Origin of the sequence: Porphyrobacter sp. LM 6, assembly GCF_001720465.1 — a bacterium.
GTDB lineage: Bacteria > Pseudomonadota > Alphaproteobacteria > Sphingomonadales > Sphingomonadaceae > Erythrobacter.
The window spans coordinates 199,789-225,682 of sequence record NZ_CP017113.1; the positions used below are offsets into that span (position 1 = coordinate 199,789).

Annotated in this window: 26 protein-coding genes and 1 tRNA gene; 12 read left to right on the forward strand and 15 right to left on the reverse strand. The window is 64.8% G+C overall.

The genetic code is table 11. From position 1 onward, the window contains the following. The first annotated feature begins 8 nt into the window (after positions 1-8). Positions 9-1,007: a helix-turn-helix domain-containing protein gene (locus BG023_RS01010; protein WP_083234458.1), complete on the forward strand. Its 999-nt coding sequence runs from the start codon at positions 9-11 to the stop codon at positions 1,005-1,007. On the opposite strand, the gene BG023_RS01015 is transcribed toward BG023_RS01010, so the two are convergent. From BG023_RS01015 to BG023_RS01025, 3 genes are all read right to left on the reverse strand, one after another. Further along, positions 1,008-1,604, reverse strand: a complete 597-nt coding sequence (locus tag BG023_RS01015; RefSeq protein WP_069308796.1) for a hypothetical protein — start codon at positions 1,602-1,604, stop codon at positions 1,008-1,010. It lies immediately after the preceding gene. A 19-nt stretch (positions 1,605-1,623) separates the two neighbouring features. Further along, on the reverse strand, positions 1,624-2,559 hold the full coding sequence (locus BG023_RS01020) for a ribose-phosphate pyrophosphokinase (RefSeq protein ID WP_069308797.1): 936 nt from the start codon (positions 2,557-2,559) through the stop codon (positions 1,624-1,626). A gap of 112 nt (positions 2,560-2,671) precedes the next feature. Continuing rightward, entirely contained in the window at positions 2,672-3,001 is a 330-nt protein-coding gene (locus BG023_RS01025) for a PilZ domain-containing protein (RefSeq protein WP_069308798.1), read from the reverse strand. Positions 3,002-3,299: 298 nt separating this feature from the next. On the opposite strand from BG023_RS01025, the gene BG023_RS01030 reads away from it, so the two are divergent. Continuing rightward, entirely contained in the window at positions 3,300-3,773 is a 474-nt protein-coding gene (locus tag BG023_RS01030; protein ID WP_069308799.1) for a hypothetical protein, read from the forward strand. Between the two features lie 90 nt (positions 3,774-3,863). On the opposite strand, the gene BG023_RS01035 is transcribed toward BG023_RS01030, so the two are convergent. Next, on the reverse strand, positions 3,864-4,184 hold the full coding sequence (locus BG023_RS01035) for a hypothetical protein (protein ID WP_150122748.1): 321 nt from the start codon (positions 4,182-4,184) through the stop codon (positions 3,864-3,866). 73 nt (positions 4,185-4,257) lie between these two features. Further along, positions 4,258-5,259 carry a class II fructose-bisphosphatase gene (gene glpX, locus BG023_RS01040; protein ID WP_069308801.1) on the reverse strand — a complete coding sequence of 334 codons (1,002 nt, stop codon included), beginning with the start codon at positions 5,257-5,259 and terminating at the stop codon, positions 4,258-4,260. A 92-nt stretch (positions 5,260-5,351) separates the two neighbouring features. Here glpX and BG023_RS01045 point away from each other — a divergent pair, with 92 nt between their 5' ends. Both BG023_RS01045 and BG023_RS01050 read left to right on the forward strand, forming a co-directional pair. Then, complete coding sequence (locus tag BG023_RS01045; protein WP_190315792.1) at positions 5,352-5,951, forward strand: hypothetical protein; 600 nt, start codon at positions 5,352-5,354, stop codon at positions 5,949-5,951. Positions 5,952-5,963: 12 nt separating this feature from the next. Further along, positions 5,964-6,650, forward strand: a complete 687-nt coding sequence (locus BG023_RS01050) for a hypothetical protein (protein WP_069308803.1) — start codon at positions 5,964-5,966, stop codon at positions 6,648-6,650. Between the two features lie 3 nt (positions 6,651-6,653). On the opposite strand, the gene BG023_RS01055 is transcribed toward BG023_RS01050, so the two are convergent. Further along, positions 6,654-7,976 (reverse strand): homoserine dehydrogenase, encoded by a 1,323-nt coding sequence (locus BG023_RS01055; RefSeq protein ID WP_233993039.1) that lies wholly within the window; start codon positions 7,974-7,976, stop codon positions 6,654-6,656. A 61-nt stretch (positions 7,977-8,037) separates the two neighbouring features. Then, entirely contained in the window at positions 8,038-8,847 is an 810-nt protein-coding gene (locus BG023_RS01060) for a hypothetical protein (protein WP_233993040.1), read from the reverse strand. Positions 8,848-9,406: 559 nt separating this feature from the next. Between BG023_RS01060 and BG023_RS01065 the strand changes: the two genes are divergently transcribed. The 5 genes from BG023_RS01065 to BG023_RS01085 all read left to right on the forward strand — a co-directional run bounded on the left by BG023_RS01065 (position 9,407) and on the right by BG023_RS01085 (position 12,650). Continuing rightward, positions 9,407-9,985 carry an energy transducer TonB gene (locus BG023_RS01065; RefSeq protein ID WP_335673843.1) on the forward strand — a complete coding sequence of 193 codons (579 nt, stop codon included), beginning with the start codon at positions 9,407-9,409 and terminating at the stop codon, positions 9,983-9,985. A 67-nt stretch (positions 9,986-10,052) separates the two neighbouring features. Then, positions 10,053-10,820, forward strand: coding sequence for a MotA/TolQ/ExbB proton channel family protein (locus BG023_RS01070; RefSeq protein WP_069308806.1), 768 nt, complete (start codon positions 10,053-10,055; stop codon positions 10,818-10,820). A gap of 131 nt (positions 10,821-10,951) precedes the next feature. Further along, positions 10,952-11,482 carry an ExbD/TolR family protein gene (locus tag BG023_RS01075; protein ID WP_190315793.1) on the forward strand — a complete coding sequence of 177 codons (531 nt, stop codon included), beginning with the start codon at positions 10,952-10,954 and terminating at the stop codon, positions 11,480-11,482. Between the two features lie 29 nt (positions 11,483-11,511). Then, a complete protein-coding gene (locus BG023_RS01080) occupies positions 11,512-11,943 on the forward strand; it encodes an ExbD/TolR family protein (protein ID WP_069308808.1) in 432 nt (143 codons plus the stop codon). Between the two features lie 263 nt (positions 11,944-12,206). Beyond that, complete coding sequence (locus BG023_RS01085; RefSeq protein WP_069308809.1) at positions 12,207-12,650, forward strand: ExbD/TolR family protein; 444 nt, start codon at positions 12,207-12,209, stop codon at positions 12,648-12,650. Positions 12,651-12,781: 131 nt separating this feature from the next. Here the strand turns inward: BG023_RS01085 and BG023_RS01090 are convergent, their stop codons facing one another. The 7 genes from BG023_RS01090 to BG023_RS01120 form a co-directional block, all read right to left on the reverse strand. Continuing rightward, positions 12,782-15,250, reverse strand: coding sequence for a ligase-associated DNA damage response DEXH box helicase (locus BG023_RS01090; RefSeq protein ID WP_069308810.1), 2,469 nt, complete (start codon positions 15,248-15,250; stop codon positions 12,782-12,784). Between the two features lie 39 nt (positions 15,251-15,289). Further along, the gene (locus BG023_RS01095; RefSeq protein ID WP_190315794.1) at positions 15,290-16,189 is read right to left on the reverse strand and encodes a DUF2059 domain-containing protein; all 900 of its coding nucleotides are present in this window, start codon (positions 16,187-16,189) and stop codon (positions 15,290-15,292) included. Positions 16,190-16,208: 19 nt separating this feature from the next. After that, the gene (locus BG023_RS14815) at positions 16,209-17,921 is read right to left on the reverse strand and encodes a hypothetical protein (protein WP_069308812.1); all 1,713 of its coding nucleotides are present in this window, start codon (positions 17,919-17,921) and stop codon (positions 16,209-16,211) included. Continuing rightward, complete coding sequence (locus BG023_RS01105; protein ID WP_069308813.1) at positions 17,918-19,624, reverse strand: Hsp70 family protein; 1,707 nt, start codon at positions 19,622-19,624, stop codon at positions 17,918-17,920. The genes BG023_RS14815 and BG023_RS01105 overlap by 4 nt, the downstream gene beginning before the upstream one ends. A 60-nt stretch (positions 19,625-19,684) precedes the next feature. Next, on the reverse strand, positions 19,685-21,100 hold the full coding sequence (gene pgmG, locus BG023_RS01110) for a phosphoglucomutase/phosphomannomutase PgmG (RefSeq protein WP_069308814.1): 1,416 nt from the start codon (positions 21,098-21,100) through the stop codon (positions 19,685-19,687). 86 nt (positions 21,101-21,186) lie between these two features. Next, positions 21,187-21,501 (reverse strand): J domain-containing protein, encoded by a 315-nt coding sequence (locus BG023_RS01115; protein WP_069308815.1) that lies wholly within the window; start codon positions 21,499-21,501, stop codon positions 21,187-21,189. Then, the gene (locus BG023_RS01120) at positions 21,501-22,367 is read right to left on the reverse strand and encodes a division plane positioning ATPase MipZ (RefSeq protein WP_083234460.1); all 867 of its coding nucleotides are present in this window, start codon (positions 22,365-22,367) and stop codon (positions 21,501-21,503) included. The genes BG023_RS01115 and BG023_RS01120 overlap by 1 nt, the downstream gene beginning before the upstream one ends. A gap of 101 nt (positions 22,368-22,468) precedes the next feature. On the opposite strand from BG023_RS01120, the gene panC reads away from it, so the two are divergent. The 3 genes from panC (at position 22,469) to BG023_RS01135 (ending at position 24,900) form a co-directional block, all read left to right on the forward strand. Beyond that, complete coding sequence (gene panC / locus BG023_RS01125; protein ID WP_069308816.1) at positions 22,469-23,335, forward strand: pantoate--beta-alanine ligase; 867 nt, start codon at positions 22,469-22,471, stop codon at positions 23,333-23,335. A gap of 166 nt (positions 23,336-23,501) precedes the next feature. Then, a tRNA-Gly gene (locus tag BG023_RS01130) sits at positions 23,502-23,575 on the forward strand. 278 nt (positions 23,576-23,853) lie between these two features. Beyond that, the gene (locus tag BG023_RS01135; protein WP_069308817.1) at positions 23,854-24,900 is read left to right on the forward strand and encodes a phosphatase PAP2 family protein; all 1,047 of its coding nucleotides are present in this window, start codon (positions 23,854-23,856) and stop codon (positions 24,898-24,900) included. Positions 24,901-24,909: 9 nt separating this feature from the next. Here BG023_RS01135 and BG023_RS01140 read toward each other — a convergent pair whose 3' ends face one another. Then, positions 24,910-25,710: a hypothetical protein gene (locus BG023_RS01140; RefSeq protein ID WP_083234461.1), complete on the reverse strand. Its 801-nt coding sequence runs from the start codon at positions 25,708-25,710 to the stop codon at positions 24,910-24,912. Positions 25,711-25,894: the final 184 nt, after the last annotated feature.

The following is a 25,894-nucleotide window of genomic DNA, read 5'->3' on the forward strand; positions in this document are numbered from 1 at the left end:
AATACCGAATGAGCAACAGCGGGGCACCGATGAGCAGCGAGAATCCGGCCGCAAGGCCCGATCCTGTGATTCTGCCGGCGATGCGTTCGGCGCTCGGTCACACGCGCGCTGGCGAGCCGCTGTCGAACAACCGCGCCCCTTGCCCTGAACTTTCGCCGTGGGTGGCGCGTATCTATGCCACCAAGGTCGAAATGGCGCCCGATGATGTTCTCCATTGCGGGCTGATCGCCGATACCCCGGTGATGCGGACGCTGTTCGCTGGCGAATGGACGGCCCAGACGCGCGACGGGTTCGGGCGGTATGGCCCTTCCGCGATGCTGTTCGGCGCGCAGACGAAGCGCATGGCGGTGAGCGTGAGGGGCAGCTTTGCCACCATCGGCGTGGCGCTGAAGCCCGGGGCCATGACCGCGCTCAGAGGGCCCAAGGTCGAAGATACACTCGACCGGATCATTCTCTATGATCACATCTACGGCGATGCCGACTGGGGCACGAGCGAGCGGCTGATCGAATGGTTTGATCCCTCCGCCTCGCCCGAGCGCTGGCTGCGGGTGGCCGAAAAGCTGGTGCAGCAGCTGGTCGATCTGGCGGGCGGGGAGAAGCCCGATCCTATCATCGAGGTGTTCGACAAGGCGGTGTTCGCCGATCCCAATCTCAGCATCGCCGAATTCGCCGAGGAGCACCGGATCGAGAGGCGTTCGCTCGAACGCAAGATCAAGAGCGCCTATGGCCAGACCGCGACGCAGGTGCTGCGCCGCGCCCGTGCGCTCGATATCGCTGCCCACCTGCGCGGTGTCGCCGACGATAGCGAGGCAGAAGAAGCCGCGCTCCGGTTCTTTGACCAGAGCCACATGATCCGCGAATTCCGCGCCTTCTTCGGCATGACCCCGCGCCAGTTCGCGCGCACGCCGCAGCCGTTCATGACGCTGACGCTGGAGGCGCGGCAATCGCGGCGGCTGGAAGTGCTGGGCCGCGCGCTGCCGGATGAAAACTATCCCTGGCGGATGTGATCAGGGATAGGGCGCGAGATAGGCGGGTGGAATCGCGCTGTCGCCCGCCATCACTATAACGAAGCCCGCCGCCAGACCCACGCCAAGTCCGGCCACCATCAACGGCAGCAGGTTGCTGCGGACCCGCCATGCCAGGGCACAGGCGCCGTGCACGAACAGCGCGGCGACGCCGAGGAAGTAATAGGGCGCGAAGAATCCGGCGAGACCGGCGTGAAATCCGGCGGCCGCGAAGTGGTAGTTGGTATCGAGCCCGAGGAGCAGCCGCCCGGCCCAGACCGCGCCGACGTGGTTGAGGATGAACAGAGCAAGGATGCCGCCGGAAATCGCCTGCGCCCATGCCAGCCGCCCGCGCCGCTCGCCCCGGGTGCGCCAGATCATCGTCAGACCCGTGCCGAGCTGGAACGCCAGCGCCAGCATCAACAGGGTTTCGGCCACGATGTTGCGATAGAACGGCCGAAGCGCCTCCATCACCGCGATATGCGCGGCTTGCCCGGCAAACATGGCAACATGATTGCCGAGATGCAGCAGCACGAAGACCCCGATGAGCCCGCCGCTGGCGAGATGCAGGCCGCGGGTGCGTCGGTTGCGGTCAGTCATGCCGCGGGTCCCTTTGGGCTCAGTCGAACAGGCTCGACACCGAGCTTTCGTCCGCAATGCGGCGGATCGCTTCGCCCACCAGCGGTGCGATGGGAAGGACGCGGATACGGTCGGATGCGGCAGTCGCCTCGGTCGGGCGGATCGAATCGGTGATCACCAGTTCCTTGAGCGCCGAGCCGTTGATGCGCGCCACCGCGCCGCCCGAAAGCACGCCGTGGGTGATGTAGGCCGCAACCGACTTGGCGCCGCCCTCCAGCAGGGCCGCAGCCGCATTGCACAGCGTGCCGCCCGAATCGACGATATCGTCGATCAGAATGCAGTGCCTGCCCGAAACATCGCCGATGATATTCATCACCTCGGATTCGCCCGGACGATCACGACGCTTGTCGACGATGGCCAGCGGCGCATTGTCGAGCCGCTTGGCCAGCGCGCGGGCACGCACAACGCCGCCGACGTCGGGCGAGACCACCATCAGCGCCTGATCGCCGTAGCGCGCCTGAATATCGGCGGCCATCACGGGCGCGGCATAGAGGTTGTCGGTCGGGATATCGAAGAAGCCCTGGATCTGCCCGGCGTGGAGATCCACCGCCAGCACGCGGTCAGCGCCCGCTTCGGTAATCAGGTTCGCCACCAGCTTGGCCGAGATCGGGGTGCGCGGACCGGGCTTGCGGTCCTGCCGGGCATAGCCGAAATAGGGCACCACCGCAGTGATCCGCTTGGCCGAGGCACGGCGCAGCGCATCGATGCAGATCAGCAGTTCCATCAGGTTGTCGTTCGCCGGGAAGTTCGTCGGCTGGACCACGAACACGTCTTCACCGCGAACGTTCTCGTGGATTTCGACGAACACTTCCTCGTCGGAGAAGCGCCGCACGCTGGCATCGGTCAGCGGGATTTCGAGATAGGCCGCAATGGCCCGGGCGAGCGGCAGGTTCGAATTGCCGGACATGATCTTCATGACGCGCGAATCCCCGGATGGCAGGTGGTAAGGCCCGCCTAGCGACGCGTCATGGAATTGCAACGGACAGCGGCGCGGTTGCCCACCGCTTGCGGCAGTCGCGCAGGCTTGGTCAGCTGTCGATCTGGCCGCTCTGGTAAGCGCGCGGCGCGGAAATCTTCATCCGCTGTTCGAGCGAATCGACCAGCGTGTCGCCGGTCAGAAGCTCCGAAAACTCCATCCCCAGCCGGCCATCATCAGACCAGGCGACGATCCCGTTGACGCGCGAATTGCCGCAAGTGAGCGTGACCATCTCGAACACCCGCAGCGGCTGGACCACGTCGAGCAGCGCGCCGTTGACCGAAACGTCGCGCACGCAGACTTCCTGCGTCGAATCCTCGCCTTGCAGCATCGCCTTCAGGAAGGCGGGCGTGCGGCGGGGATTTCTCTTCTTGACGATCATGTGCGGCACTCGGGCAGGGGTTGGCAAAGAAACTCGCCAAGGCCGTAGCCCAACCGATTTTACAGAGTGTTAAGGCGCGGCCTGACCCTCCGGAAACACAGAACCGGCCCTATTGACAATGGGAGAGCGGATTCGAAAATCGTGTAAATTAAAAAAGCGATTCCTTAAAAATAAACAGAAAGTCATGAATTTTGATATTTTCTGAAACAATGTTACCTTCTGCGCAGGGGAGCGACTTAAAGTTGTCGAACTTGATTCAATCAAATCTGGCAATTTTATATTTGGGGGAGTCAATTCTATGAAGAATCATTATGTTGCCGCTGCTGTCATTCTGTCAGCGTTCATTGCCACGCCGGCTGCGGCACAGAGCTTTACGCACGAAACCACCTGGGAACCCGTCGAGTCGGTTGGCGGACTCACCGGCCCCGAAGGTCGGCAATACGGCGGTGGCTCGGTCAAGGGCACCTATGTCACCACCATGGACGATGGCACCGTGACCAAGGGAACGGTCCGCTGCGTCGGCCTCGGCCAGCCCGATGGCGGAATCTTCGCGATCCACCTGTCCTGCACCGCCAAGGATGACCAAGCGTCCTATATGCTGGCCTATGGCTGCAACTATGTCGGCAAGCCCGGCCCCGACACGCCGCTCGGATGCATCGGCGGCATGGAAGGCAAGGGCGGGCCGACCGACAAGATGCGCGGCTCTGTGACGATGTTCTGGTATGCAGACTCGAAGGCCAAGGGCACCGGGCAGTGGTACGTCGCCCCCTGATCCAATCGCGCCATCATTGATGGTGACTGAAGCCGGCTGCGGGACACCTGTCTTGCAGCCGGTTTTGGTGTCACCAACACCCGGCGCGGATCACCACGCGGCCCAGACCAGCCCCATTCCACCGATCACCGAAAACGGCGCGATCGCACGTACGGCCATCGGCGGAATGCGCTTGGCCCACCACACGGCATAGCCGTTGTGCCATGCGAGCGGGATCACCATCAGCGCCAGCGATGACCCGGCGATAAACAGCCCCGCCACCTCGAACAGCTGCGGCAGCTTCGCAGCATCGGCGCGCACGACCATCGCCGCACCCGCCAGAAAGCGCGGTATCTGTTCGGACAGGTTCACCCGGTGCGAGGTAGCCGTCAGGCTCAGGATATGGAGCGCACGCTGCGGCCGAAACGCCATCAACGCGCCAACCACGACAAGCCAGCCGCCCGCCGCGATCAGGAAAAGCAGCGCGACAAGCTGCACAGGCCGATTACCCGATGCGGTGCTCGCCCCGGATCCACCGCACCGTTCCAGACGATGCGCGCATCACCACGCTTTCGGTGGTGAGGATCGTCTCGCCGGTCGGCTTGCGGCGGCGCTTCACCCCGTCGAGCAGCGAGCCCGAGGTCACGCCGGTCGCAGCGAAGATGCAATCGCCCTTGGCGAGGTCTTCGAGCTTGTAGATGCGATTGAGGTCCGTGATGCCCCACTTGCGGGCGCGGGCCTTTTCGTCTTCGTTGCGGAACACCAGTCGGCCGTTGAACTGCCCGCCGACGCAACGCAGCGCCGCCGCCGCCAGCACGCCTTCGGGCGCGCCGCCCTGGCCCATGTACATATCGATCGTGGTTTCCTCGTCGGTCACCGCGATCACACCGGCAACGTCGCCGTCACCGATAAGCACCACCCCGCAGCCGAGCGCGCGCAGCTCGGCGATCAGCTCGGCATGGCGCGGGCGATCGAGCACGCAGACATTGATCTGCGACGGGTCGACGCCCTTGGCCGCCGCCACCGCCTTGACGTTTTCGGTCGGCGACTTGGCGAGATCGATGATGCCTTCGGGATAGCCCGGGCCGACCGCCAGCTTGTCCATATAGGTATCGGGCGCGTTGAGCAGGCAGCCCTTTTCCGCCGCCGCCAGCACCGCTAGCGCATTTGGCCCGGCCTTGGCGGTGATGGTGGTGCCTTCAAGCGGATCGAGCGCGATGTCGATCTGCGGCCCCTTCCCCATGCCAACCTTCTCGCCGATGAACAGCATCGGCGCCTCGTCACGCTCGCCCTCGCCGATCACCACGGTGCCATCGATGTAGAGGTTATCGAAGGCGCGGCGCATGGCTTCCACCGCCGCCGCATCGGCCGCCTTTTCATCACCGCGCCCGATAAGCTGCGCTGCGGCAATCGCGGCGGCTTCGGTCACGCGCACCATTTCGAGCACCAGCACGCGCTGGATGGAGTTCTCGGCTACGGCGTGATCGGTTGTGGTCGGCGGGTTCATGTGCAATTCAGCCCCTTGTCGCTCTGGTTGTGGCCAGATCATTTCGTGCCACGGCGCATAAGCGGATGGAGACGGGTTTGTCGAGCAATGCCATGCTGTCCGTGTCGGGTTTTCACGTCAGCCTGACCGCTTTCGCGCTGGCGCTGGCCATGCCGCTAGCCGCACAGGATGACACCGCGGCGACAGCGCCTGCCACACGCGCGCCCGCAGCGGCCGAGCCGCCCCAGCGCATCAACGTGCTCGTCACCAGGCCGCGCGGCGACATCAATCAGGCGCAGGCGAAGGAATGCGAAGACCGTGCCGATGCCGGCACCATCAGCGGCGAAATCGTGGTGTGCCGCGATATCGGCAATAATGGCACCGGCCTCACCGGCAGCCGCGCCGACAGCCAGAAACGCTACGCGCAGGAAACCGCCTTCAAGGGCGCGCCGCCTCCGCCCGATGTGTTCGGCATCCCCGATAACGGCAAGGGCATCGGCTTTGGCGGAGTGCCGCCGCCAGCCTTGATGATCGACGTTGCTGCCCTACCCAAGGCCCCCGCCGGATCGGACGCCGACCGGATCGCGCGCGGACTGCCGCCGCAGGGTCAGGAGCGCGAACTGACCGAGGAAGAGGAAAAGGCCCGGCGCGAGGCGGCCGGGATCAAGACCTCGGTGCCAGCGCGCGAGGGCAAAAAGAAGAAGGGCGGGTAAGGGAGCGGAGCCTTGCTGCTTCCCCTCATCGCCGCCGCGCTCGCCGCGCAGGTGCCAATCGACCCGCAGGTGCAGATCGGCCCGCAGGTGCCGCCGCAGCAAACCCTGCAATTTCCGCCGCGCTCCCCGTCCGACAAGCCCGTCAAACCCTCAGAGCCGGAACGCCCGCGCATCCCCATCGACCTCGGCCCCGATGCACCCGTCGCAGAGCCGCCGCAGCAGATCGATCTCCTCGCGCCCCCGCAAACTTCCGAAGCGGCCAACGAAGCAGTGCTCAAGGAATGCGCCGACAAGCAGGAGGCCGGGGTGGTGGCGGGCGAGATCGTGGTATGCGGCGAGCTTCCGGCAGACACTTCCCAGCTCTACAGCGGCAGCCGCGAGGCGTGGCTCAAGGATTATGCCGATCGCACACAGAACGCCGGCACGATCCCGCCGCCCGATGTTGCCGGGCCGGGCATTTTTCGCGGGCCACCCACTGTTAGCGGCCTGTGCTTCATCCCCCCCTGTCCGAAAGACCCGGCGGTGATCGTCGATGTGGAAGCCATCCCGGCCCCGCCCGCCGGATCGGATGCCGAGCGTGTGGCACAGGGACTGACGCCGGTGGAGGGTGACGACGCTCCGCTCGACGAGGAGGCAAGGCGGCGGATCGCAACCGAGCTGGGGCTGCCCGAAGCGCCCCAACCAGCGCCCGACGAATAGACGTCAGAGCGGCAGGATCGGCAGAACCAGTGGCTCGCCCGACAGGCTTTCCGAGCCTTCGAGCAGCGCCAGCGCCTCGGCGACGCAGCTTTCCGGCCCTTCGTGGGTCACCATCGCCACCATCACCTCACCCGCATCGGCACCGCGGCCCTGCTGGATCAGGCTTTCGATCGAGACCGCGCCATCGCGCATCGCGGCAGTGATTTCGGCGAGCACGCCGGGGCGGTCCTTGACCATGAAGCGGATATAGGTGCGCTCGGTGCGGTGGCCGGGTTCGGCCGGCGGCAGCGCGGCGAGCTGCGCAGAGGGGATCGAGAAGGGCGCGCCCACCTCGTCGCGGGCAATGTCGATCAGGTCGGCGGCGACTGCGCTGGCCGTCGGACCGTCGCCTGCGCCTGCGCCCTGGAACAGCAGGCGGCCGGAGAAATTGCCCTCGGCCACGACCGCGTTGGTGGGGCCGTCGACCGCGCTCAGCGGGTGGCCCTTGGCGACAAGGCAGGGGCGCACGCGCTGGAGCAGGCGCGCACCCGAAGCGGTTTCTTCGACGTCCGCCTCGCCGATCAGCCGGATCACGAAGCCCAGCGCGTCGGCCTGCGCGATATCGGCGGCGCGCACCTGGGTGATGCCGGCAATCCGCACGCCCGCGAAATCGACCCGCGTGCCGAACCCGATCGCCGCAAGGATCGCGAGCTTGTGCGCGGCATCCACGCCTTCGATATCGAACGCCGGATCAGCCTCGGCAAAGCCCAGCCGCTGCGCTTCCGCCAGCACCTCGCCGAAATCGGCACCGGTGCGCTCCATCGTCGAGAGGATGTAATTGCAGGTGCCGTTGAGGATGCCGTAGACCTTGGTCAGCGCATTGGCCGAGGTGCCTTCGCGCAGGCCCTTGATCACCGGGATGCCCCCCGCCACCGCCGCCTCGAACTTCAGCGGCATGGTGTGCGCTTCGGCGAGTTCGGCCAGCTCCAGCCCGTGATGCGCGATCATCGCCTTGTTGGCGGTGACTAGGCCCTTGCCCGCACCCAGCGCCGCACGCGACAGCGCCAGCGCCGGCCCGTCCGACCCGCCGACCAGTTCAACCACCACATCGACATCGTCGCGCCGCGCAAGCGCGATCATGTCGTCTTCCCAGGCGAAGCGGGAAATATCGACGCCGCGATCCTTGCCGCGATCACGCGCGCTGACGGCCACCACTTCGATCGGCCGCCCGGCGCGCGCGGCGATCAGGCGGGCGTTGGTGTCGAGCAGGCGGATGACGCCCGCACCGACCGTCCCGAGCCCGGCGATCCCGATGCGCAGCGGTGCGGTGGCAGTGGTGGTGGTCAAGCGGGCCTCCATGACTAATCAGGAGACGCCGCTTACCCGCACAGGGCGCGCGGTCAAGCTGTCAGGATGCCGCAGGCGCCTTGGTGATGCGCCGCTCGCACGGGCCGAGCTGGGCAAGGACGAAGGCATAGTCCCCCGCCGCCAGCCGCCGTTCGGCCGGATCGCGCGCGAGATTGGCATTGCTCGGCAGCTGCGCGGGGAGCGCACAGGCGAGGCGATACCAGCGCAGCGTCTCGGGCGCAGGGGGGCGCGCGGCCGAATCGATGATCTCGCCCCACGACACGCCCCATTGCGGCGGCTGGCCGGGACGGCGCAGGATCGTGAGCGAGACCGGCGCGCGGGTATCGGTGGCGAGAAATACCTGCGTCTCCGATTCGCCCGCCAGCGTGCCCCGCACCGCCAGCGCATCGCTGATCCCGGTGATCCGCGGCGGCGCATCGGCGGCGTAGAGCGCGGTGAGAATCGGGCGCAGCCGCGCCTCCAGCTCGGGTGTCGCATCAAGCTGCGCACCCGGCGCGACCAGCCGCACCTCGCCCGGCCGCCCGGGGACCGAATCGGCGAACAGCACGAACTGGCGCTTCTTCAGCTTGGGCACCTTGCCCTTGGCATCGAGCGGCACATCGACGAGGTAGACAAAGGTGCTGCCGAGGCTCGCGCGCCCCCCGATCAGGGCCAGCGTGTCGGCCTCGATATAGAGCCGCGCGAATCCGGCCGCGAGGCCCGGCGCGCGATCGGGTTTGAGCAGCGTCTGGCTGCGAATCTGCGCGCGGATCACAAGGTCCGAAGCATCCGCAAGGCTCGTCAAATCGGCATAGGTCGGCCCCGTCGGCACTGCCGCAACCGGAGCCGCCGGTGTCTGGGCAACGGCCACGGATGGCCCCAAAGCGAGCCCCGCAAGCAGTGCCGCCGATACCTTCAGAGGTTTGAATTTGCGCGTTAATTCATCTTTAACTTGTGACATCATCGGGGCACCCATCGCAGCGTTCCGGCGCTATGTTCTAACAGGCCCTGTTGGACAAGGCTCGCCGTGAATCCGCCCTGAACCGCAAAAGGGTTTGATTGGCTAGAACTAGCCCGTTAAAGCCCAAGTGGCTGACTGCGCGGGACTGGGGACATTGCCGCACAATCAGCTGAGGTTGCGCAATGGTCGAATCCGGCCAGCGCGTACCAGTCGGGATCAGGTTTGAGTGTGCCGCCTTCAAGGCATACGCTCTTTCCATCATTCCCGGCGTGGGAGGACCGAAATGACCGGGATCCATTCACCGGCCTTATGGGCTGGCGGGTGGGGAGTGTGCCGATCCCCCTTGATCGGCGAGTATTTGGAGAGAAAGCGCTGGATGTCCTACGCTAGCCAACAACAAGGATTGACCGGCCCTAAGCTTGTCTCACTGATCATCGCGCTTGCGATCGTCGGTAGTGTCGGGGCGGGTATGGTCATCTTTCTCGCGGTTGACGCCGTCAAAGAGGTGATCGAACGCGTTACCACTGTGGACGTTGAGGAAGAACCGCCGCCACCCGAGGAAGAGCCGCCGCCGCCCGAAGAGCAGCCGGAGCAGACCTCGCCGCCGCCGCCGGTAGCCCCGCCGCCACCGATCAGCATCGCGACCAATCCGCCGCAGATCGAAACGGTTCAAACTCCGCCGCCGCCGCAACCGGTGAGCACGCGCCCGAGCGTTGTCGAAGCGCCTCCAGGGCCGCCCAAGCCGCCCTCCAAGGCGCGCGGTGTGCGCACGAAGAACGAGCGCAGCTGGACTGCGCGGATTCAGGAAGACTACCCGCCTCGCGCGCTGCGTGAGGAAGTTGAAGGCACCGTCGGCGTTCGCGTCACGGTGACTGCCGATGGCCGGGCGACCGGTTGTTCGGTGACGGCTTCGAGCGGGAACTCTGACCTCGACGCAGGGGCCTGCCGTTCGCTTGAACGCTATGGCCGCTTCGAACCCGCGCTTGACGATGCCGGCAACCCGACCAGCGCCAGTTGGTCGACCCGCATCACCTATCGTTTGAACTAACGGATCCATCCAGCTGGTGGCATCCGCGCCAGCCCCACGAGACAATTCTTTTAAAAGGACTTTCGCAATGAACCTTACCCTTCTCGCCGCGGCCGCCGCGGAAGCAGCGCCGAAATCCAGCTTCGGCTTCGTCCAAGCCATGAAGGAAGGCGGCCCGGTTGCCTGGTCGATCCTTGCCATCATGGTCATCATGTCGGTCGGCTCGTTCTACATCATGTTCACCAAGCTGTTCGAACAGAACAAGGTGATGAAGCAGTACGGCACCGTGCAGTCGGCATTCTGGCGTGCTGCCAGCCTCAAGGAAGGCGCCACCAAGCTCGACAAGGACAGCGCATGGCGCCAGCTGGCCGACGACGCCGTCAAGGCCCAGGAAGACCACGGCAAGATGACCGACAGCCTCGAATCGCATGATTACATGCACGGTTCGCTGCAGCGTTCGGAAGATTCGATCAACGCCGTGCTCGCCGGCGGTCTGCCGTTCCTCGCCACCGTCGGTGCGACCGCGCCGTTCGTGGGTCTGCTCGGCACCGTGATCGGGATCTACCGCGCGCTGATCAACATCGGCATCGCCGGTTCGGCCTCGATCGACAAGGTCGCCGGCCCCGTCGGTGAAGCGCTGATCATGACCGCCATCGGTCTGCTCGTCGCTGTTCCGGCCGTGTTCGCGTTCAACTGGCTGCAATCGCGCAACCGCAAGATTGCTGCCATGCTGAGCACCTTCTCGACCGACCTGCTGGCGTACATGAACTCGAACGGTGCGGTTAAGCCGACCCCGGTCGCGGCTGCCGCTGCCAAGCCGGCTGCCAAGCCCGCTGCTCCGGCTGCCAAGGCCTGATCGCCATTGCCGGCAAACGGCGGGGATCGCTTTCGGGCCTTCCCCGCCGCTTTGCCCGGACTGTCCCGTCTGACGGGTCAACATCCGGGCGCAGTCATCAAGTCAATGTTTTGACAGGCTAGGAATTCACAATGGCGATTTCTACGGGAGGCGGGGCAGAGACCCCCATGTCCGACATCAACACCACGCCGCTGGTGGACGTGATGCTGGTGCTCCTGATCATCTTCCTCATCGCGGTTCCGGTGGCGATCCAGACGATCGAGAAGCTGAAGATTCCGGTCTTCGAATCGGTCGAATCGAAGGACAAGGTGGAAAACCTGCTGCTCACCATCAGCACCACCGATGCTGCCGGTCGTAGCGCCGGGGAGCCGGGCTTCGCCGGTGCCGCGCGCGAAGGCGAATGCCGGATTTATTTCAACAACATCACCCCGGTCACATCCCAGGAGCTCTACGACATGGGCTTCAAGCGCCTCGACGACATCGTCAATCGCGCGGGTGGTCCCGAGGCTCTGATGGAAGATCCCGAGAAGATCCCGCAGGTCCACATCCGTGGCGACGTCAACGCGCCGTGGCGCTGTGTGGCCGGTGCGATCTACAACATCCAGCGCGCGGGTTATCCGATCGTCGGGTTCATCTCGAACCCCGTCGAACCCGGCATCTGACGCTCAGGCGTATTTGAGGAGTAACTGACATGGGTATGTCCGGAGGCAAGCTCGACGGCGAACCAATGATGGACATGAACATGACGCCGCTGATCGACGTTCTGCTCGTTCTGCTGATCATGTTCATCATCACTATCCCGGTTGCGACGCACTCGGTCGATATCGACCTGCCGCAGCCGAATCCGAACCCGCCGCCGGTGATTATCGAGCCGATCAAGAACAAGCTGGTGCTGAGCTCCCAGGACCAGATCCTGTGGAACGGCACGCCGGTGTCGCAAGGCGATCTGGTCACGATCCTGCAACAGAGCTTGAACATGAACCCGGAGCCTGAGCTTCAGTTCGAACCCGAGCCGTTCGCCAGCTATGAGCTGTCGGCCAAGGTGCTGCAGATCATCAAGAGCTCGGGCGTGACCAAGTTCGGTTTCGTCGGCAACGAGAAGTATCGCGATTTCGGCAAGTAAGACTGGCGGGGCTTGGGCCGGTCTAGACCCGGTCTTGACCCCCTCCAGCCTCGGCTAGATCGACACCAGAAGGGGCGCTGCGAGCAATCGCGGCGCCCTTTTTCTTTGCCCGGCGACACCGGACCGGGTGCAGACTGCGGTACCCGCAAATCCGGTTGCGAGGCACATACCGGTACGCGTTAGGCAACTTCTTGCTTTCACGATAGAATAGGCCTTGCCCAAGCGGCTGCCTCCCGCCTGCCGCCTGGCAAAAGGAGAGCGACATGCCGCATATCGTGCCACGCAAGAACCTCTACGCCCCCCGCCCACGTCCGATCGGCGAAATGAACGTCACCCCCTTCATCGACGTGCTGCTCGTGCTGCTGATCATGGTGATCCTGGCCTCACCCCAGCCGGTGAACGTGACGCCGGTCGATCTACCGGGCAACGACCCGATCACCCCCCCGCTCCCGATCATTGAGCGCAACACTATCGGCATCGACGCAGCCGACCGCCTGAGATGGAATGGCGCCGTGCTCACCGAGCCCGAACTGCGCGCGCAGGTCTCGGCTGCGGCCAGCCGGGATATCAAGCCCCAACTGCTGTTTCAGCCCGAAGCGCTGGCCAGCTATGACAAGGCCGCGCGCACCATTGCCCTGATGCGCGAAGAAGGCGCAGACTATTTCGCTTTCGTCGGCAACGAGAAGTATCGCGATTTCGACCAGTGATTGAACGGTTCAGAGGGGGCCGCGAGGCTTCCAGGCCCCCTCCAGACCCCACTTAGACCCCCGCTAGACCCCTGCTAGACCCGATTGGCGGGGCGCGATGGCGATGTTCCACGTGGAACATTGCGGTGTTCTCAGTCCCCCTCCAGCGGCCCATCCGGTCGCATCGCGGCGGCGATCAGGCCTTCGGCTTCGAGCAGCAATTCGTCATCGACTGCCCCCTGCGGCACCGCCTCGCGGCCGATCATCGTCATCACCGGCACGGCCAGCGGCGAGACCCGCTCAAGCGTCACGTGGACCAGTTCCCGCTGCGACCGTTCGAGCAGGTCGGCGAGCCGCCCGACATCGGTCATCCGCGCCCGCGCATCGGCCCAGGCAGCTTCGATAAGCACATGATCAGGCTCGTATTTCCTGAGCACGTCGTAGATCAGATCGGTCGAGAAGGTAACCTGCTTGCCGGTCTTCTTCTGCCCCGGATGCTGGCGCTCGACGAGGCCCGAGATCACCGCCACCTCGCGGAAAGCACGGCGCAGCAGGTGGCTTTCGGTGACCCATTCGGTGAATTCGTGGGTGAGAATATCGGGCGATAACAGCGGTGCGGGATCGCTCACCGGCTTCAATCCCCACACCGCGAGGCAATAGTCGTTCGCCACGAAACCACCGGGCAGCAACCCCCGCTCCTCCATCCGCCGGGTAATCAGCATCCCGAGCGACTGGTTCGCGTTCCACCCTTCGAAGGTGTAATAGGCGGTGTAGTGCTTGCCCCCGTGCGGGAAGCTCTCGACCAGCAGCTCGCCCGGTGCAGGCAGGCGCGAGCGATAGTCCTGCATCTCCAGCCATTCGCGCACATCATCGGGGAAACGCCCCCACCCCGCGCGGTCGGACAGCAGGCCCTGCACCCGCTCGGAAAGGTGGGTGGTCAGCGGAAGGCGCAGGCCGCCATAGCTCGGGATCGTCGCGCTTTTCTTCGCCGCGCGCACCACCACATCCATGTCCTTCACGCCCTCGACCTCGAGGCTCATGCCCGCGAAAAAGATGGTGTCGCCGGGGGAAAGCGAAGCTGCAAAGCGCTCCTCGACCTTGCCCAAGCTGCGGCCGTTCTTGAAGCGCACCGTGAGCATCTCGCTATCGACGATGATCCCGGCATTCATCCGGTGGCGCTGCGCCTGATTGGGGTGCGCGAGCCGCCAGACCCCTAATTTGTCACGGACAATCCGCTGGAACCGGTCATAGGCCTTGAGCGCATAGCCGCCGTTGGACACGAACCCCAGCACCCGCTGGAAGGTCGCGGAATCGACCCAGCTATAGGCGAGGCTCGAACGCACTTCGGCGAGCAGCGCGTCCTCGTGGAACGGCCCCGCACAGGCGCAGGCCATCACGTGCTGGGCGAGCACATCGAGGCTGCCGGGGCGGAACGCCTCGCCGTCGCGCTGGCCCTCATCCACCGCCTGCTTGGCCGCCATCGCCTCGAGGAATTCGAAGCGGTTGCCCGGCACCAGCACCGCACGGCTCGGCACATCGAGCCGGTGGCCCGCGCGCCCGATCCGCTGGAGCAGGCGCGAAGAGCCCTTGGGTGCACCCATCTGCACCACCAGATCGATGTCGCCCCAGTCGATCCCGAGATCGAGGCTGGCGGTGCACACCAGTGCGCGCAGCTCCCCCCGCGCCATCGCCTCCTCGACCTTGCGCCGCGCCTCGGTGGAGAGGCTGCCGTGGTGGATGCCGATGGGGAGGTGATCCTCGTTGGCCTCCCACAGGCACTGGAAGATGAACTCGGCGAGGAAGCGGGTGTTGGTGAAGACAAGCGTCGTGCGATTGGCCTTGATCGCCTCGTACAGCTGCGGGACGGCCCAGCGCCCGGCGTGTCCGCCCCACGGCACGCGCTCCTCCTGCGGCAGGAGGATCTCGACCTCGGGCTCGGCGCCCTCCTCGCCGATGACCAGATAGGCGGCGGCGATTTCCCCGGCCTCGCCGGTCTGCGGGGCGAGCCATTCCTGGAAGTCGCGGGGGTTCGCCAGCGTCGCCGAGAGCGCCACCCGCTGCGCGCCCGGTGCCAGCGCGTGGAGCCGCGCAAGGCTCAGCGCCAGCAGGTCGCCGCGCTTGTCGGTGGCGAAGGAGTGAACCTCGTCGATCACGATGCGCTTCAGCCCCGCGAACAGATCCGCGCTTTCGGGATAGGACAGCAGCAGCGAGAGCGATTCCGGCGTGGTCAGCAGGATATGCGGCGGGCGTTCACGCTGGCGCTTCTTGCGATCAGACGGGGTATCGCCGCTGCGGGTCTCGACCCTGATCGGCAGCCCGATCTCCTCGACAGGACCAAGCAGGTTGCGCTTCACATCCTGCGCCAGCGCCTTGAGCGGCGAAACGTAGAGCGTGTGCAGCCCTTCGTCCGGCGCCGCCCCGCCAGCGAAGTCGCACAGCGTCGGCAGGAACCCCGCGAGCGTCTTGCCAGCACCGGTATCGGCGACGAGCAGTGCGTGGGCACCCTCGCGCGCCTTTTCCAGCATCGCAAGCTGATGCCGCCGCACCCGCCAGCCGCGCTGCGCAAACCACGCGGCGATTTCGGGCGGGAGGGGAGTGGCGGCCGGGATCACGTCCACCATGTGAACGCAACGTCCCCGCCCCACAAGCCTTGCGGCAGGCTATTGCTCTGGCGCGTTTTCGCCCTCGCCCTGAGCGATCATCTCTTCAATCTCGGCGATGCTGTAGCCGCTCAGTTTGGCGATCTTTGCCTTCTCCGCACCCGACAACTCGGAAAAGCTGCGCTTGGGCGGCAGGTCGGCGCTGGCCGCCGCGATCTTCTTTTCCATGTCGGCAAAAGTGCCCATCAACTGCGGCAAGGATTCCATCGTCGCGCTCAGAATGCGCGGATCGCTCGACATGGAAAAGCTCTTGCGGGCGTAAGCCGTTCCGGATTCGGTCTGGAAGAAGGTCTCGATGTCGTCGAGTTCCTTCTGCGAGAAGTGGATGGCGTACAGCTCCGACATGGCCTTGCGCATGGTCGGCTCCATAACCGTCATCATGTCACGCATCAGCGCCGGCATGACTGCCATCTCGCGGCTATGCCGCTCGGCATAGGCCGGGTCTAACAGGGCAGCGATTTCGGCGGTCTGCTCGTCCGACAGACCGATCATGGCCGGGCTCACGCCGATGCCCTTCTGGACGGTAGCCGTGGCCGGTGCATCGGTAGCGGCCATGATCGGGCCCAGCATCTTGTCGAACAAGCCGCCCATCATCTCGCTCATTGTGCCGTCGGGGATCATGCGGGTGATGATGCGCGTAGCCTGCGGCAGGCGGGATTCCTGTTCGGCGGTCAGCGGTTCGACAGGGAACATCGCGCCAAGCATGGCCATGGCCTGATCCATTTCCGCCTGCTCGGATTGCGCTGGCAACCGTTCCCCGATCACCAGCGGCGGCGGCGCATCTTGCGCGGCAAGGCTCGCGGGCGCTGCAAACAGGGTGAGGCTGGCGCAGGACACCAGCAGAACGCGCCATTGCATCATCGATTCTCCTCTTTGGCTCATAGCCTTAGTGCCGCACACCGGGCGCCAGCGCCAGCCTTTACAGACCTTGCAGCAATTCGCGCGAAACCCGTCCGGTATTGGCGAGCACCACATCCGCCAGAGCGATTTCGACTTCGCAGCGATGCGGCTTGTCGGTGTCAGACATAGCCGCGCGCACCACATCCGGATCAAGCTTGCTGCGGGCGATCAGATCGGTCACCGCCCAGCCGGGAATGGTGAAGCGCACCTGCCCGCCCTTGGCTTCATGGTTCAGCACCTTGGCCTGGAGCAGCTGGCGCAGCAGCGTGCGTTCCTCGGCGCGTTCCGCATCGGTCAGCGGCAGCGGCAGGCTGGTAAAGTCGTAGCTCATGATGTTGCGGCACAGGTCTTCGGACTGGCGCCGGGCAGCACCGAGCCACATCCGGCGCAGCTTGGCGCGGGCGACCAGCTCGCCGAACTGCGCGATTTCCCCGGACTCCAGCGCTTGCCGCCGCGTCAGAGCGATCGGCGCGGCCTTGTCATACGCCATCTGGTTGAGCGCCAGCCGCAGCTGATCGGCGAACACGGGATCGGCCGCGCGCACCTGTGCCATGTCGATCCCTTTCCCGAAGATATCGGCGACCTCTGCGTCGATTTCGGAAGAGCTTGGCCCGGCATCAAGCAACTGGGCGACCGGGCCCTCGGCATCAGGCGAGGTGTAGAGATTACACAGGCGTGGCACGGCCAGTAACAGCACCACAACCACGATCCAGCGCACGATGCTCGGCCCGGAATCGCTCACCCCGCTCGCATTGGCGCTGCCTTCCCACGAGGCGACCCGCTCGGGCGCGAGTAAGCTTTCGAGCTCGGGATAATGCTGCCGGATCCCGGTGAGGAGCTTGTCGATCTCGAGCCGCTTGACCTTGAACCGGTCGATCAGGCTCGCCTGTCCGGGGCGCGAGAGTTCCACCCACGCCTTGTTGAGCGGGTGATCGGGCTGCTGCACCTTCTCGTGGAAGCGCATCCCCTTGAGCCGCGCGTTGAGGAAGCGCAGGGCATAGCGCTCCTCGATCTGGCCCGCCTCGTCGAGCCAGTGCAGCGTGGCATTTGCCGGCTCGACAAACGGGGCGGAGCGCGGCCAGGTGTCGGCGAAGAGATTGGCGAGCGCGTGGTCGAGCGCCTCATGCTCGGCAAGATCGGCCTCCTCGGCATGGGCGAGCAGCAGTTCCAGATGCGCCAGGCCTTCGCCGAGTTCGGCCTGGGTGACGCCGTCGTCGCTCGGGCTGCCATCGGGATAGAGAATGGCGAGCAGCCCCTGCCATGCGGCCTGCGCGCGCGATTGCGCTTCGCTGCGGGCAGACGGTTCAGCGTAAGGCGGGTCACCTGCGAGGGCATCGGCAGCGTCATCCCCGCCATCGGTGTCATCATCCGCTGCGATATCAGGGGGTGGTTCCGACGCCGGGGGCGCAGCCGGGCGGGCGGCGGGCGGCGGTTCGTCCCACCACAGGTCGTTATCCGCATAGGGGTCGGCATAGGCGGGTGGCTCAAACCCGCCCCCAACATCGGTGCCTTCTTCATCGAAGTCGCCGAGGCCGAGGTCTCCCGCGTCCCCGCGCTCCGCCTCCGCCGCCAGCCACAGCGCCTCATCGCGCGCGCGGCGCAGTTCGGCATAGCCGGCGATATCGCTATCGACGTCGATCGCCCGCAGCGCATCGGCATAGGCCCGCCGGATCGCCCCCTTGTCAGACGTCTGGTCGATGCCGAGGATGTTCCAGGGGAACCGCCGTTTCATAGCGGCGAGTTGGCATCCAGCTGATCGAGCAGATTGCCCAGCGCCTCGCGCGCGTCGGCGATGATGCGCGGATCCTGCTTTTCGAGCGCGCCCTGGAATTCGGTCAGCGCCCGCCCGATGAACTCGCGCACATGACCGGTGAAGCCCTCATAGGCCCGCTCGGCCCGCGCCAGCATGGCGACATTCTCGGCCTCGTCGCGCGGGTGCACTTTCAGCTTTTCGAGCAGCTTGCGGCGCGCTTCGATATCCTTCTTGCTGCGCCGGTCTTCCTCGTCGACGATCACCAGATTGCGGGTGAGGCCCGTGGCCGGAACCGTTACATCGACCTCAAGCAACCCGCTCGTGTCATAGGTGAAGCGCACCTCGACCATCACTTCGCCCGCCGGGCGCGGCGGCACCGGAGCGCTGATCTCGCCCAGCTTGACGTTGTGCTTCACGTCACGCGCTTCGCCCTGATAGATGCCCAGGCCGATCTCGCGCTGGTTATCGGCAAGGGTGTAGAACCGCTCCATCCGGCTGACCGGCACAGGGGTGTTGCGCTCGATGATCGGGGCGAAGATGCCATCGTGCATCCGCCCATGCTGATCGCGGGTGGCAGTATCGACGCCGAGGGTGAAGGGCGCGACATCGGTGATGCGGATTTCCTCGAGCCCGTCCCCGCCCGACAGCAGCCCCGCCTGGATCGCCGCTCCGAGCGCGACCGCATGATCGGGGTGGACGGTGGCATTGGGGAAGCGCCCGAACATCCGGGTCAACGCCTTGCGCACCACCGGCATCCGTGTCGCCCCGCCGACCAGCACGATATCCGACAGGGTCTTCACATCGATATGGCAATCGCGCAGCGCCCGGATCACCGGATCGCGCAGGCGTTTGACGAGACCCGCAGCCGCTTCCTCGAAAGCTTCGGTGGTGACGCGCGCGGTGAGCGGGGTATCATCGACGACTACGGTAAAATCCGCCGCTTCGGCGCTGCTCAGCGCGCGGCGGGTGCGTTCGGCGGCAAGCATCATCAGCGCCCTGCGGCGGTCGGTGGGCATGACGGCGAGCGCATCACCGCCCGCCAGCATCGGTTCGACCAGCTTGACCAGAATATCATCGAAATCATCGCCGCCCAGCCGGTTGTCGCCTGCCGAGGCGCGCACTTCGACAATGCCTTCGAACATCTCGACGATCGACACATCGAAGGTGCCGCCGCCCAGATCGAACACGAGGAACGGCTCGCGATCACCCCGGTCGGTCAGCCCGAAAGCGAGCGCGGCCGCCGTCGGCTCGTTGATCAGACGCTTGACCTCAAGCCCCGCGATCTCGCCCGCACGGCGGGTGGCGCGGCGCTGGCGTTCGTTGAAATAGGCCGGAACGGTGATGACCGCCGCAGTCGGGCGCTCACCCGTGAACGCCTCGACATCATCAGCGAGGCTGCGCAGCACCATCGCCGACAAGTCTTCGGGCGTGAGAGTGGTGCCCGCCAGCGTCACCGTGGCGGCGGTGCCCATCATCCGCTTGAAGCTGGTGACGGTGTCGGCAGGATGGGTCGCCATCCGGTCGAGCGCGGCCTCGCCCACCCAGGTTTGCCCGCCCTTGGCGATCGAGACCGCCGAGGGCGTGAGTTCCTTGCCCAGCGCATTGGGCACAAGCTGCGGCGCACCATCCCGCCAGATCGCGACCGCGCTGTTGGTGGTGCCCAGATCAATTCCGACTAGCATGGACTGCAGTCATAACGCCGAGCGGGCTTCAGGCAATTGGAATTGCCGGAGGATTGCGCCTCAGTGCCCGACACTCTCGCCGCGTTCGAGGCCCGATGCCGCAAGCTGCGCGTCGATCTGCGCGAGCAGGCGGTCAAGCCCTTCCTGCGTATCGCTCTCCGCGCGGGCGACGAGCACATCCTGCGTGTTCGATGCGCGCAGCAGCCACCAGCCGTCTGCGGTGTTGACCCGAACGCCATCAGTGGCGTTGACGCTTTCGACCTCGGGGTCGGGATTGGCAGTGAGCCGCGCGGTAATCTCGGCCATCGCCGCGAACTTGCGGCTCTCGTCGACCTGAAACCGCAGTTCGGGGGTGTTGAGCATCGGCGGGATCGCGCCCCGCAGGTCGGTTACCGATTTGCCTAGCCGCGCCGCCGCCGCGATCAGCCGCACGCCTGCGTAAAGCGCATCGTCAAAACCGTAGTACTCGTCGGCGAAGAACACGTGGCCGCTCATCTCGCCTGCGAGCGGCGCACCAGTTTCCTTCATTTTGGACTTGATCAGCGAATGGCCGGTCTTCCACATCAGCGGCTGGCCGCCGAGCTCCGCGACCCGGTCAAACAGCGCGCGGCTGGCCTTCACATCGGCGATAATCGTCGCATTCGGGTGCTTTTTGAGCACGTCTTCGGCATAGATCATCAGCAGCTGATCTCCCCAGATCACGCGTCCCATGCCGTCGATCGCGCCGATCCGGTCGCCATCACCGTCAAAAGCCACTCCGAAATCGAGGTTCTTTGCCGCGACCAGCGCGCGCAAATCGGCAAGGTTCGCCTCCACAGTCGGATCAGGGTGGTGGTTGGGAAAATGTCCATCGACTTCGGTAAACAGCAGATGATGTTCCCCCGGCAGCCGCGCGGCCAGCGCCTCGAGCGCCGGGCCCGCAGCGCCATTCCCGGCATCCCAGCCAACGCGCAGTCCTTCGAGCGCCTGGGCATCGATCCCGGCCAGTCCTTCGAGCAGGCGCTCGACATACTCGCCCAGGATGTCGCGCGTGCTGACAGCGCCCGCGCCGCTGGCGAAGGCACCGTCGGCGGCCACTTGCCCGAGCTTCTGGATATCAGCCCCGAAGAACGGACGGCCCCGAAATACCATCTTGAAGCCGTTATAATTGGGGGGATTGTGGCTGCCAGTTATCTGAATGCCGCCATCCACCTCTTCGGCTGACGCTTCGGCATAATAGAGCATCGGGGTCGGCCCCAAACCGATCCGCACCACATCGCAACCGCTCGCGGTCAAGCCTTCGACCAGCGCGTGTTCGAGCATCGGCGAGCTGACCCGCCCGTCATAACCCACCGCGACTGTTCTGCCCCCAGCCTCGCGCAGCAGCGTGCCAAACGCCCGGCCGATCGCCCGCGCATCATCCGCCCCGAGCGTTTCGCCGATGATCCCGCGAATGTCATATTCGCGCAGCACGGTGGAGTGAAATTCGTGTCGCATAGGAGACCGGCTTCCTTTCCGTTTCGATCAGGAGGCCTGCGACTGCACTGCGAATGTGTCAATCCGGTTGCTTGCGGTGTTGCGGCTTAAGGTGCGGAATTTCCGTCACCTTCCACCGATGCACCCGGCAGTTCCGCAAGCAGCAGATCGCGCGCGGCATTGGCCTCCTGCATCGCCGCCGTGGTGCCGCCGCGGTCAGGATGGACCAGCGCGGTCAACCGGCGGTGCGCCGCGATAACCTCGTCACGGCTCGCGCCCGCCTCCACACCCAGCAGCTTGCGCGCCCGGAACAACGCCTGACTGCGGGTCGGTTCGGGGCGCAGATAGTCCCACGGCCATTTGCCCAGAGCCCAGCGGCAGAAGATGCAAAGCGCGGCGATCAGGATGAGCGCGCGCAACATCAGGCGAGCTCCAGCTGGCCCTGTTCAGGCGAAAACTCGGGTAGACCCAGCGCCTTCACCAAGGCCCGCAGTTCCTGCCGCGCAACGAGGTGGCTGGTCCCCAGCTCCCCCAGGTGCCCCTTGTCGAGTAAGGTCAGGCCCGAAGGGAACAACTCGCGGTAGATCACGCGTTCGCTGAGCCCCTGCGTGACCCGAAAGCCGACGCGCTTGGCCATTTCGGTCAGCGCCTTGTGCAGACGCGCCTGGTTGCGCGCCTCGACGTGGCCGGTGCGGTTGCGCACCACGATCCAGTCCATCTCGGGGCGCTGCTGCTCGATCGTCATCCGGCTGCGCTTCATCCGCGCTTCCCAGATCAGTTCGGCAAAGAACGACAGTTTCTTGACCTTGAAAGTCTCGGCATCGACCTGGCCGATAAGGTCGAAATCGACGAAGCTGTCGTTCATCGGCGTCACCAGCGTATCGGCGTGCTCGACTGCGATCCGCGCAAAAGGATCATCGCGGCCCGGATTGTCGATCACGAGGAAATCGCAGCTCGCTTCGAGCCGGCGGATCATCGCCACCAGATCGCCGGTATTCTCGCCGCGGAACACCTCGCAATCGGGAGTCGGCAGCGTCAGCCCGCGCTTTTCCAGCGTGCCAAGCCGGTTCTCGATGTAGCGGTGCATGGTGCGCTGGCGCGGATCGAGATCGATCGAAGCGACCCGCGCACCGAGATAGGACAGCGCCACCGCGATATGGACCGCCGTGGTCGACTTGCCGGTGCCGCCCTTCTCGTTGGCGAACACAATCCGGTGCGCCTGTCCGGGGCGCAGCTTGCGAACCAGAGGCGGTTGATCGGAGGCGGTTTCGCTCTGGGCGGACGGCATGATGGGTTACTCGTTCGGCGACCGGTACTCAGCCGCTTGATATGGGACAGGCAGCACCGCTAGGGGCTGGTCTGCGCGGGTTTATCTAGGGAGGCGCAGCGGTGCAAACGGTCACGACGCTCGAAATGTTGAGAACCGCGCTTGCGTCGCTGCGAGCCGGGGGCGCGCGGATCGCGCTGGTGCCAACCATGGGCGCGCTGCACGAAGGCCATCTGACGCTGGTGCGCCGCGCGCAGGCCGAGGCGGATCATGTGGTCGCCTCGATCTTCGTCAATCCGAAGCAGTTCGGCCCGAACGAGGATCTCGACGCCTATCCGCGCCAGCTCGCCGCCGATGCTGCGATGCTTGAGGCTGAGGGCGTCGCTCTCCTGTGGGCGCCGACGGTCGAGGCGATGTACCCGCAAGGGTTCGCCTCCAACATCAGCGTGGCGGGCGTGAGCGAAGGGTTCTGCGGCGCCGCCCGCCCCGGACATTTCGACGGCGTGGCGACGGTGGTGTGCAAGCTGTTCAATCAGGTGCAGCCCGACCTGGCATTCTTCGGCGAGAAGGACTTCCAGCAACTCGCGGTGATCCGCACCATGGCGCGCGATCTCGACCTGACCCGCCCTTACGCGGACAACATCATCGGCGTGCCAACCGTGCGCGAGGCGGATGGCCTGGCGATGTCGAGCCGCAACCGCTACCTCTCGCCCGAGCAGCGCGCTCAGGCTGCCGCTCTGCCGCGCGCGATGCAGGCGGCGATCGCCGCGATGGAAGCGGGCGCCGATGTCGCGGCCACTCTGGCAGGGCTGGAAGCGGCGCTGGTCGCGGGGGGCTTTGCCAGCATCGATTATGCCGCGCTTGCCGATGCGAGGAGCCTTGCGCCGCTCGCCGCCCTGACCGCTGCGCCCGCGCGCCTGCTGGTCGCCGCGCGGATCGGCGGGACACGGCTGATCGACAACATGGCGGCGGGGCCCGCGCTCAAGTAGCGAAGCGATAGCGCGCAAGAGGGGCGCTCAAGTAGCGAAGCGGTAGCGCGCAAGAGGGGCGCTCAAGTAGCGAAGCGGTAGCGTACAAGGGACGCGCTCACGTAGCGGACGCTGAAGAATCGTTGACGCACGCCCCCGCCTGATGGCAAGGGCAGCGCCCGAGCGGGCGGGTATAGCTTAGTGGTAAAGCTCCAGCCTTCCAAGCTGGCTATGCGGGTTCGATTCCCGCTACCCGCTCCACTTTCCTGACCAAATCCGCTCGATCCCGTCTGGGAAAATTATAGAAATCCGGTTTATTACCCACTTCGTCCGTTGGCGTTCGATGCAGTTCGCCGTCAATTGTCCTGCATTGGGAGCCAGCGGCTGTTTGGTAATGTGGGTGACCCCGACTGAAGGCCGCGATTGAAGAGGTTCTTGGGACAAGCGGGATAATGCCGCGAGCACCCTCATCGTCCTGAATTGGAACTCCTCTTAGCCTAGGTCCTTGCTTCTTGCGGGGATTTGTCGATGTAGAGCAGATGAACACAGTCACCCTATTCAATGTCCGTCCAACATTTGACTGGCTCTTTTTAGCGCTTGTCGCAATTGTTGTCGCCGTATGTGGTGCCATTCTCTCGGTGTACGGTGTCCCGTTTGACGGGCCGGCTTCCTATGTCGTCAACGCGGTGCTTTATCTTATTTCTTGGTTTCTGCTCGAACTGCCCAGTTATGGAATGGCACTGAGAACGAGCCGCCCTGAGTCTCCGCTGGCGTTCACAGGCACATATTTAAAGCAACGTTGGCCGATTTATCGGGATGCCTTGCCGCTCGTTATTTCTCTCATAGTGTTCATGCCTATGTTTTCGAAGATGAAGGCGGGCGTTTCTCTTTTCACTCAATACACTTGGGATGCGACCCTCATCGCGTGGGATCGGGCGATTTTCGGGACAGATGCCTGGCTGGTGCTGCAGCCTATTTTTGGAATACCGATCGTCACATCCGCTCTTTCTGTTGCCTATCATACATGGGTTCTGCTGATCTATGCTGGCTCCATCTTCTTCGCCGCTTATTGGAGGAGCCTGCGTCAGCGATTTTTCCTCTCTTTCCTTGCTATCTGGACGATCGGCGGAATCGCAATGGCTGTCGGCTTTGCTTCAGTCGGCCCTGCATTCGCGGAACCGTTGCTGGGCAACCCAACCTTCGCGCCGCAGATGGCCTACCTTCGGGAAGCGAACGAGCATTGGCCGGTGATGGTTCTCGACGTTCAGGAAACCTTGCTTGCGTGGCACAGAAGCGAACAGTTCGGTCTCGGCAGGGGAATTACCGCGATGCCGTCGATGCACGTCGCCTTGTCGATGCTGTTCTGGTTGGCGATGCGTCACGTTTCAAAGGCGGCGGGATGGTTCTTCGGCATATTCAATGCTGTGATTTTTGTGGGCTCCATACACCTTGCCTACCATTACGCAGTCGATGGGATCGTCTCGGCGATCTTGGCGGTGGTTTTCTGGTTCCTGAGCGGCCTGATAACTGACGGGCGCTCTGGCCGCCGTGAACCTGCGGGCAAATTCCAGAGCGTCCAGGCTTGAAATGCCACCTCAGGCGGGCAGACGTGAGCGGTAGGTGACGTTCACCCGTTCTGACAGCGTCAGGTAAGGCAGCCAGATCGCGATGCTGATCGCGACCTTCTGGAGATTGCCTTCGAGCAGCGTCGCCAGCGGGTGACCCACGGCACCGGGCAGTGAACCCAGTTGCCCGAGCTGGGTGGCGATGGCCAACTGCATCCCGATGTCGATCAGCCACACGAACAGCAGCATCCGCGGAAGCAGAGGCACATTCCGCAGCGCCATGACGAAGGCGACCATGTAGAAGAAGTTCATCACGATCACGTCCATCGCCATCAGCCCGAACATGGCGAGTGCCCAGTCCGGCGCGTGGGCGGTCATTCCCGGGATCGCGAGGAAAAATTCGCCGGTACGGACGACCACGTTGAGCAACAGCCCGACCAACAGCGATGCAAGAAAGCCGAATGGGCCAAATAGCGGATGCGCCTGCGCCCAGTGTGGGTCGATGCGCTGCCACTGGCCGACGAACGCGAGGTGGAAGGCAAGCGGTTGGCGCGCCTGCCCGCCTGGATAGGCCGAACGGGCCAACAGATAGCCGGACAACGGTGCCGCGATGATCGCGCTGTAGGCGAGCAACATCGGCCAATTATCAAGGGGATGATGCGCAGAAGCGGCAGGCGCGGCAATCCGCATCGATGCGAAGAAGCCGGCCCCGGCAATCCAAGCGGCGGCAAACCACGTCATGCGCTGCCGAAGGAAGCCCGGAACACCGAGGCTACGCTGGTGGAGCGAGCGGCTCCAGCTGCCAAAGGCCGACATCAGGATACTCATCATGGTTAAGGTGTCCCTCAACCGCTTCAGAATCAAGCGCGATGCGGCGAATCGATTCGCACGTGCTTCAGCGAGTCGTCGCTAGACTGTTGAAAACTTGACCCGATCTGAAACATCTGGTGTCGGGCTAATTTACACGTTAACCCAAGGCGTTAATCCGATTTCGGACTAACATCCTGAAAAAGTG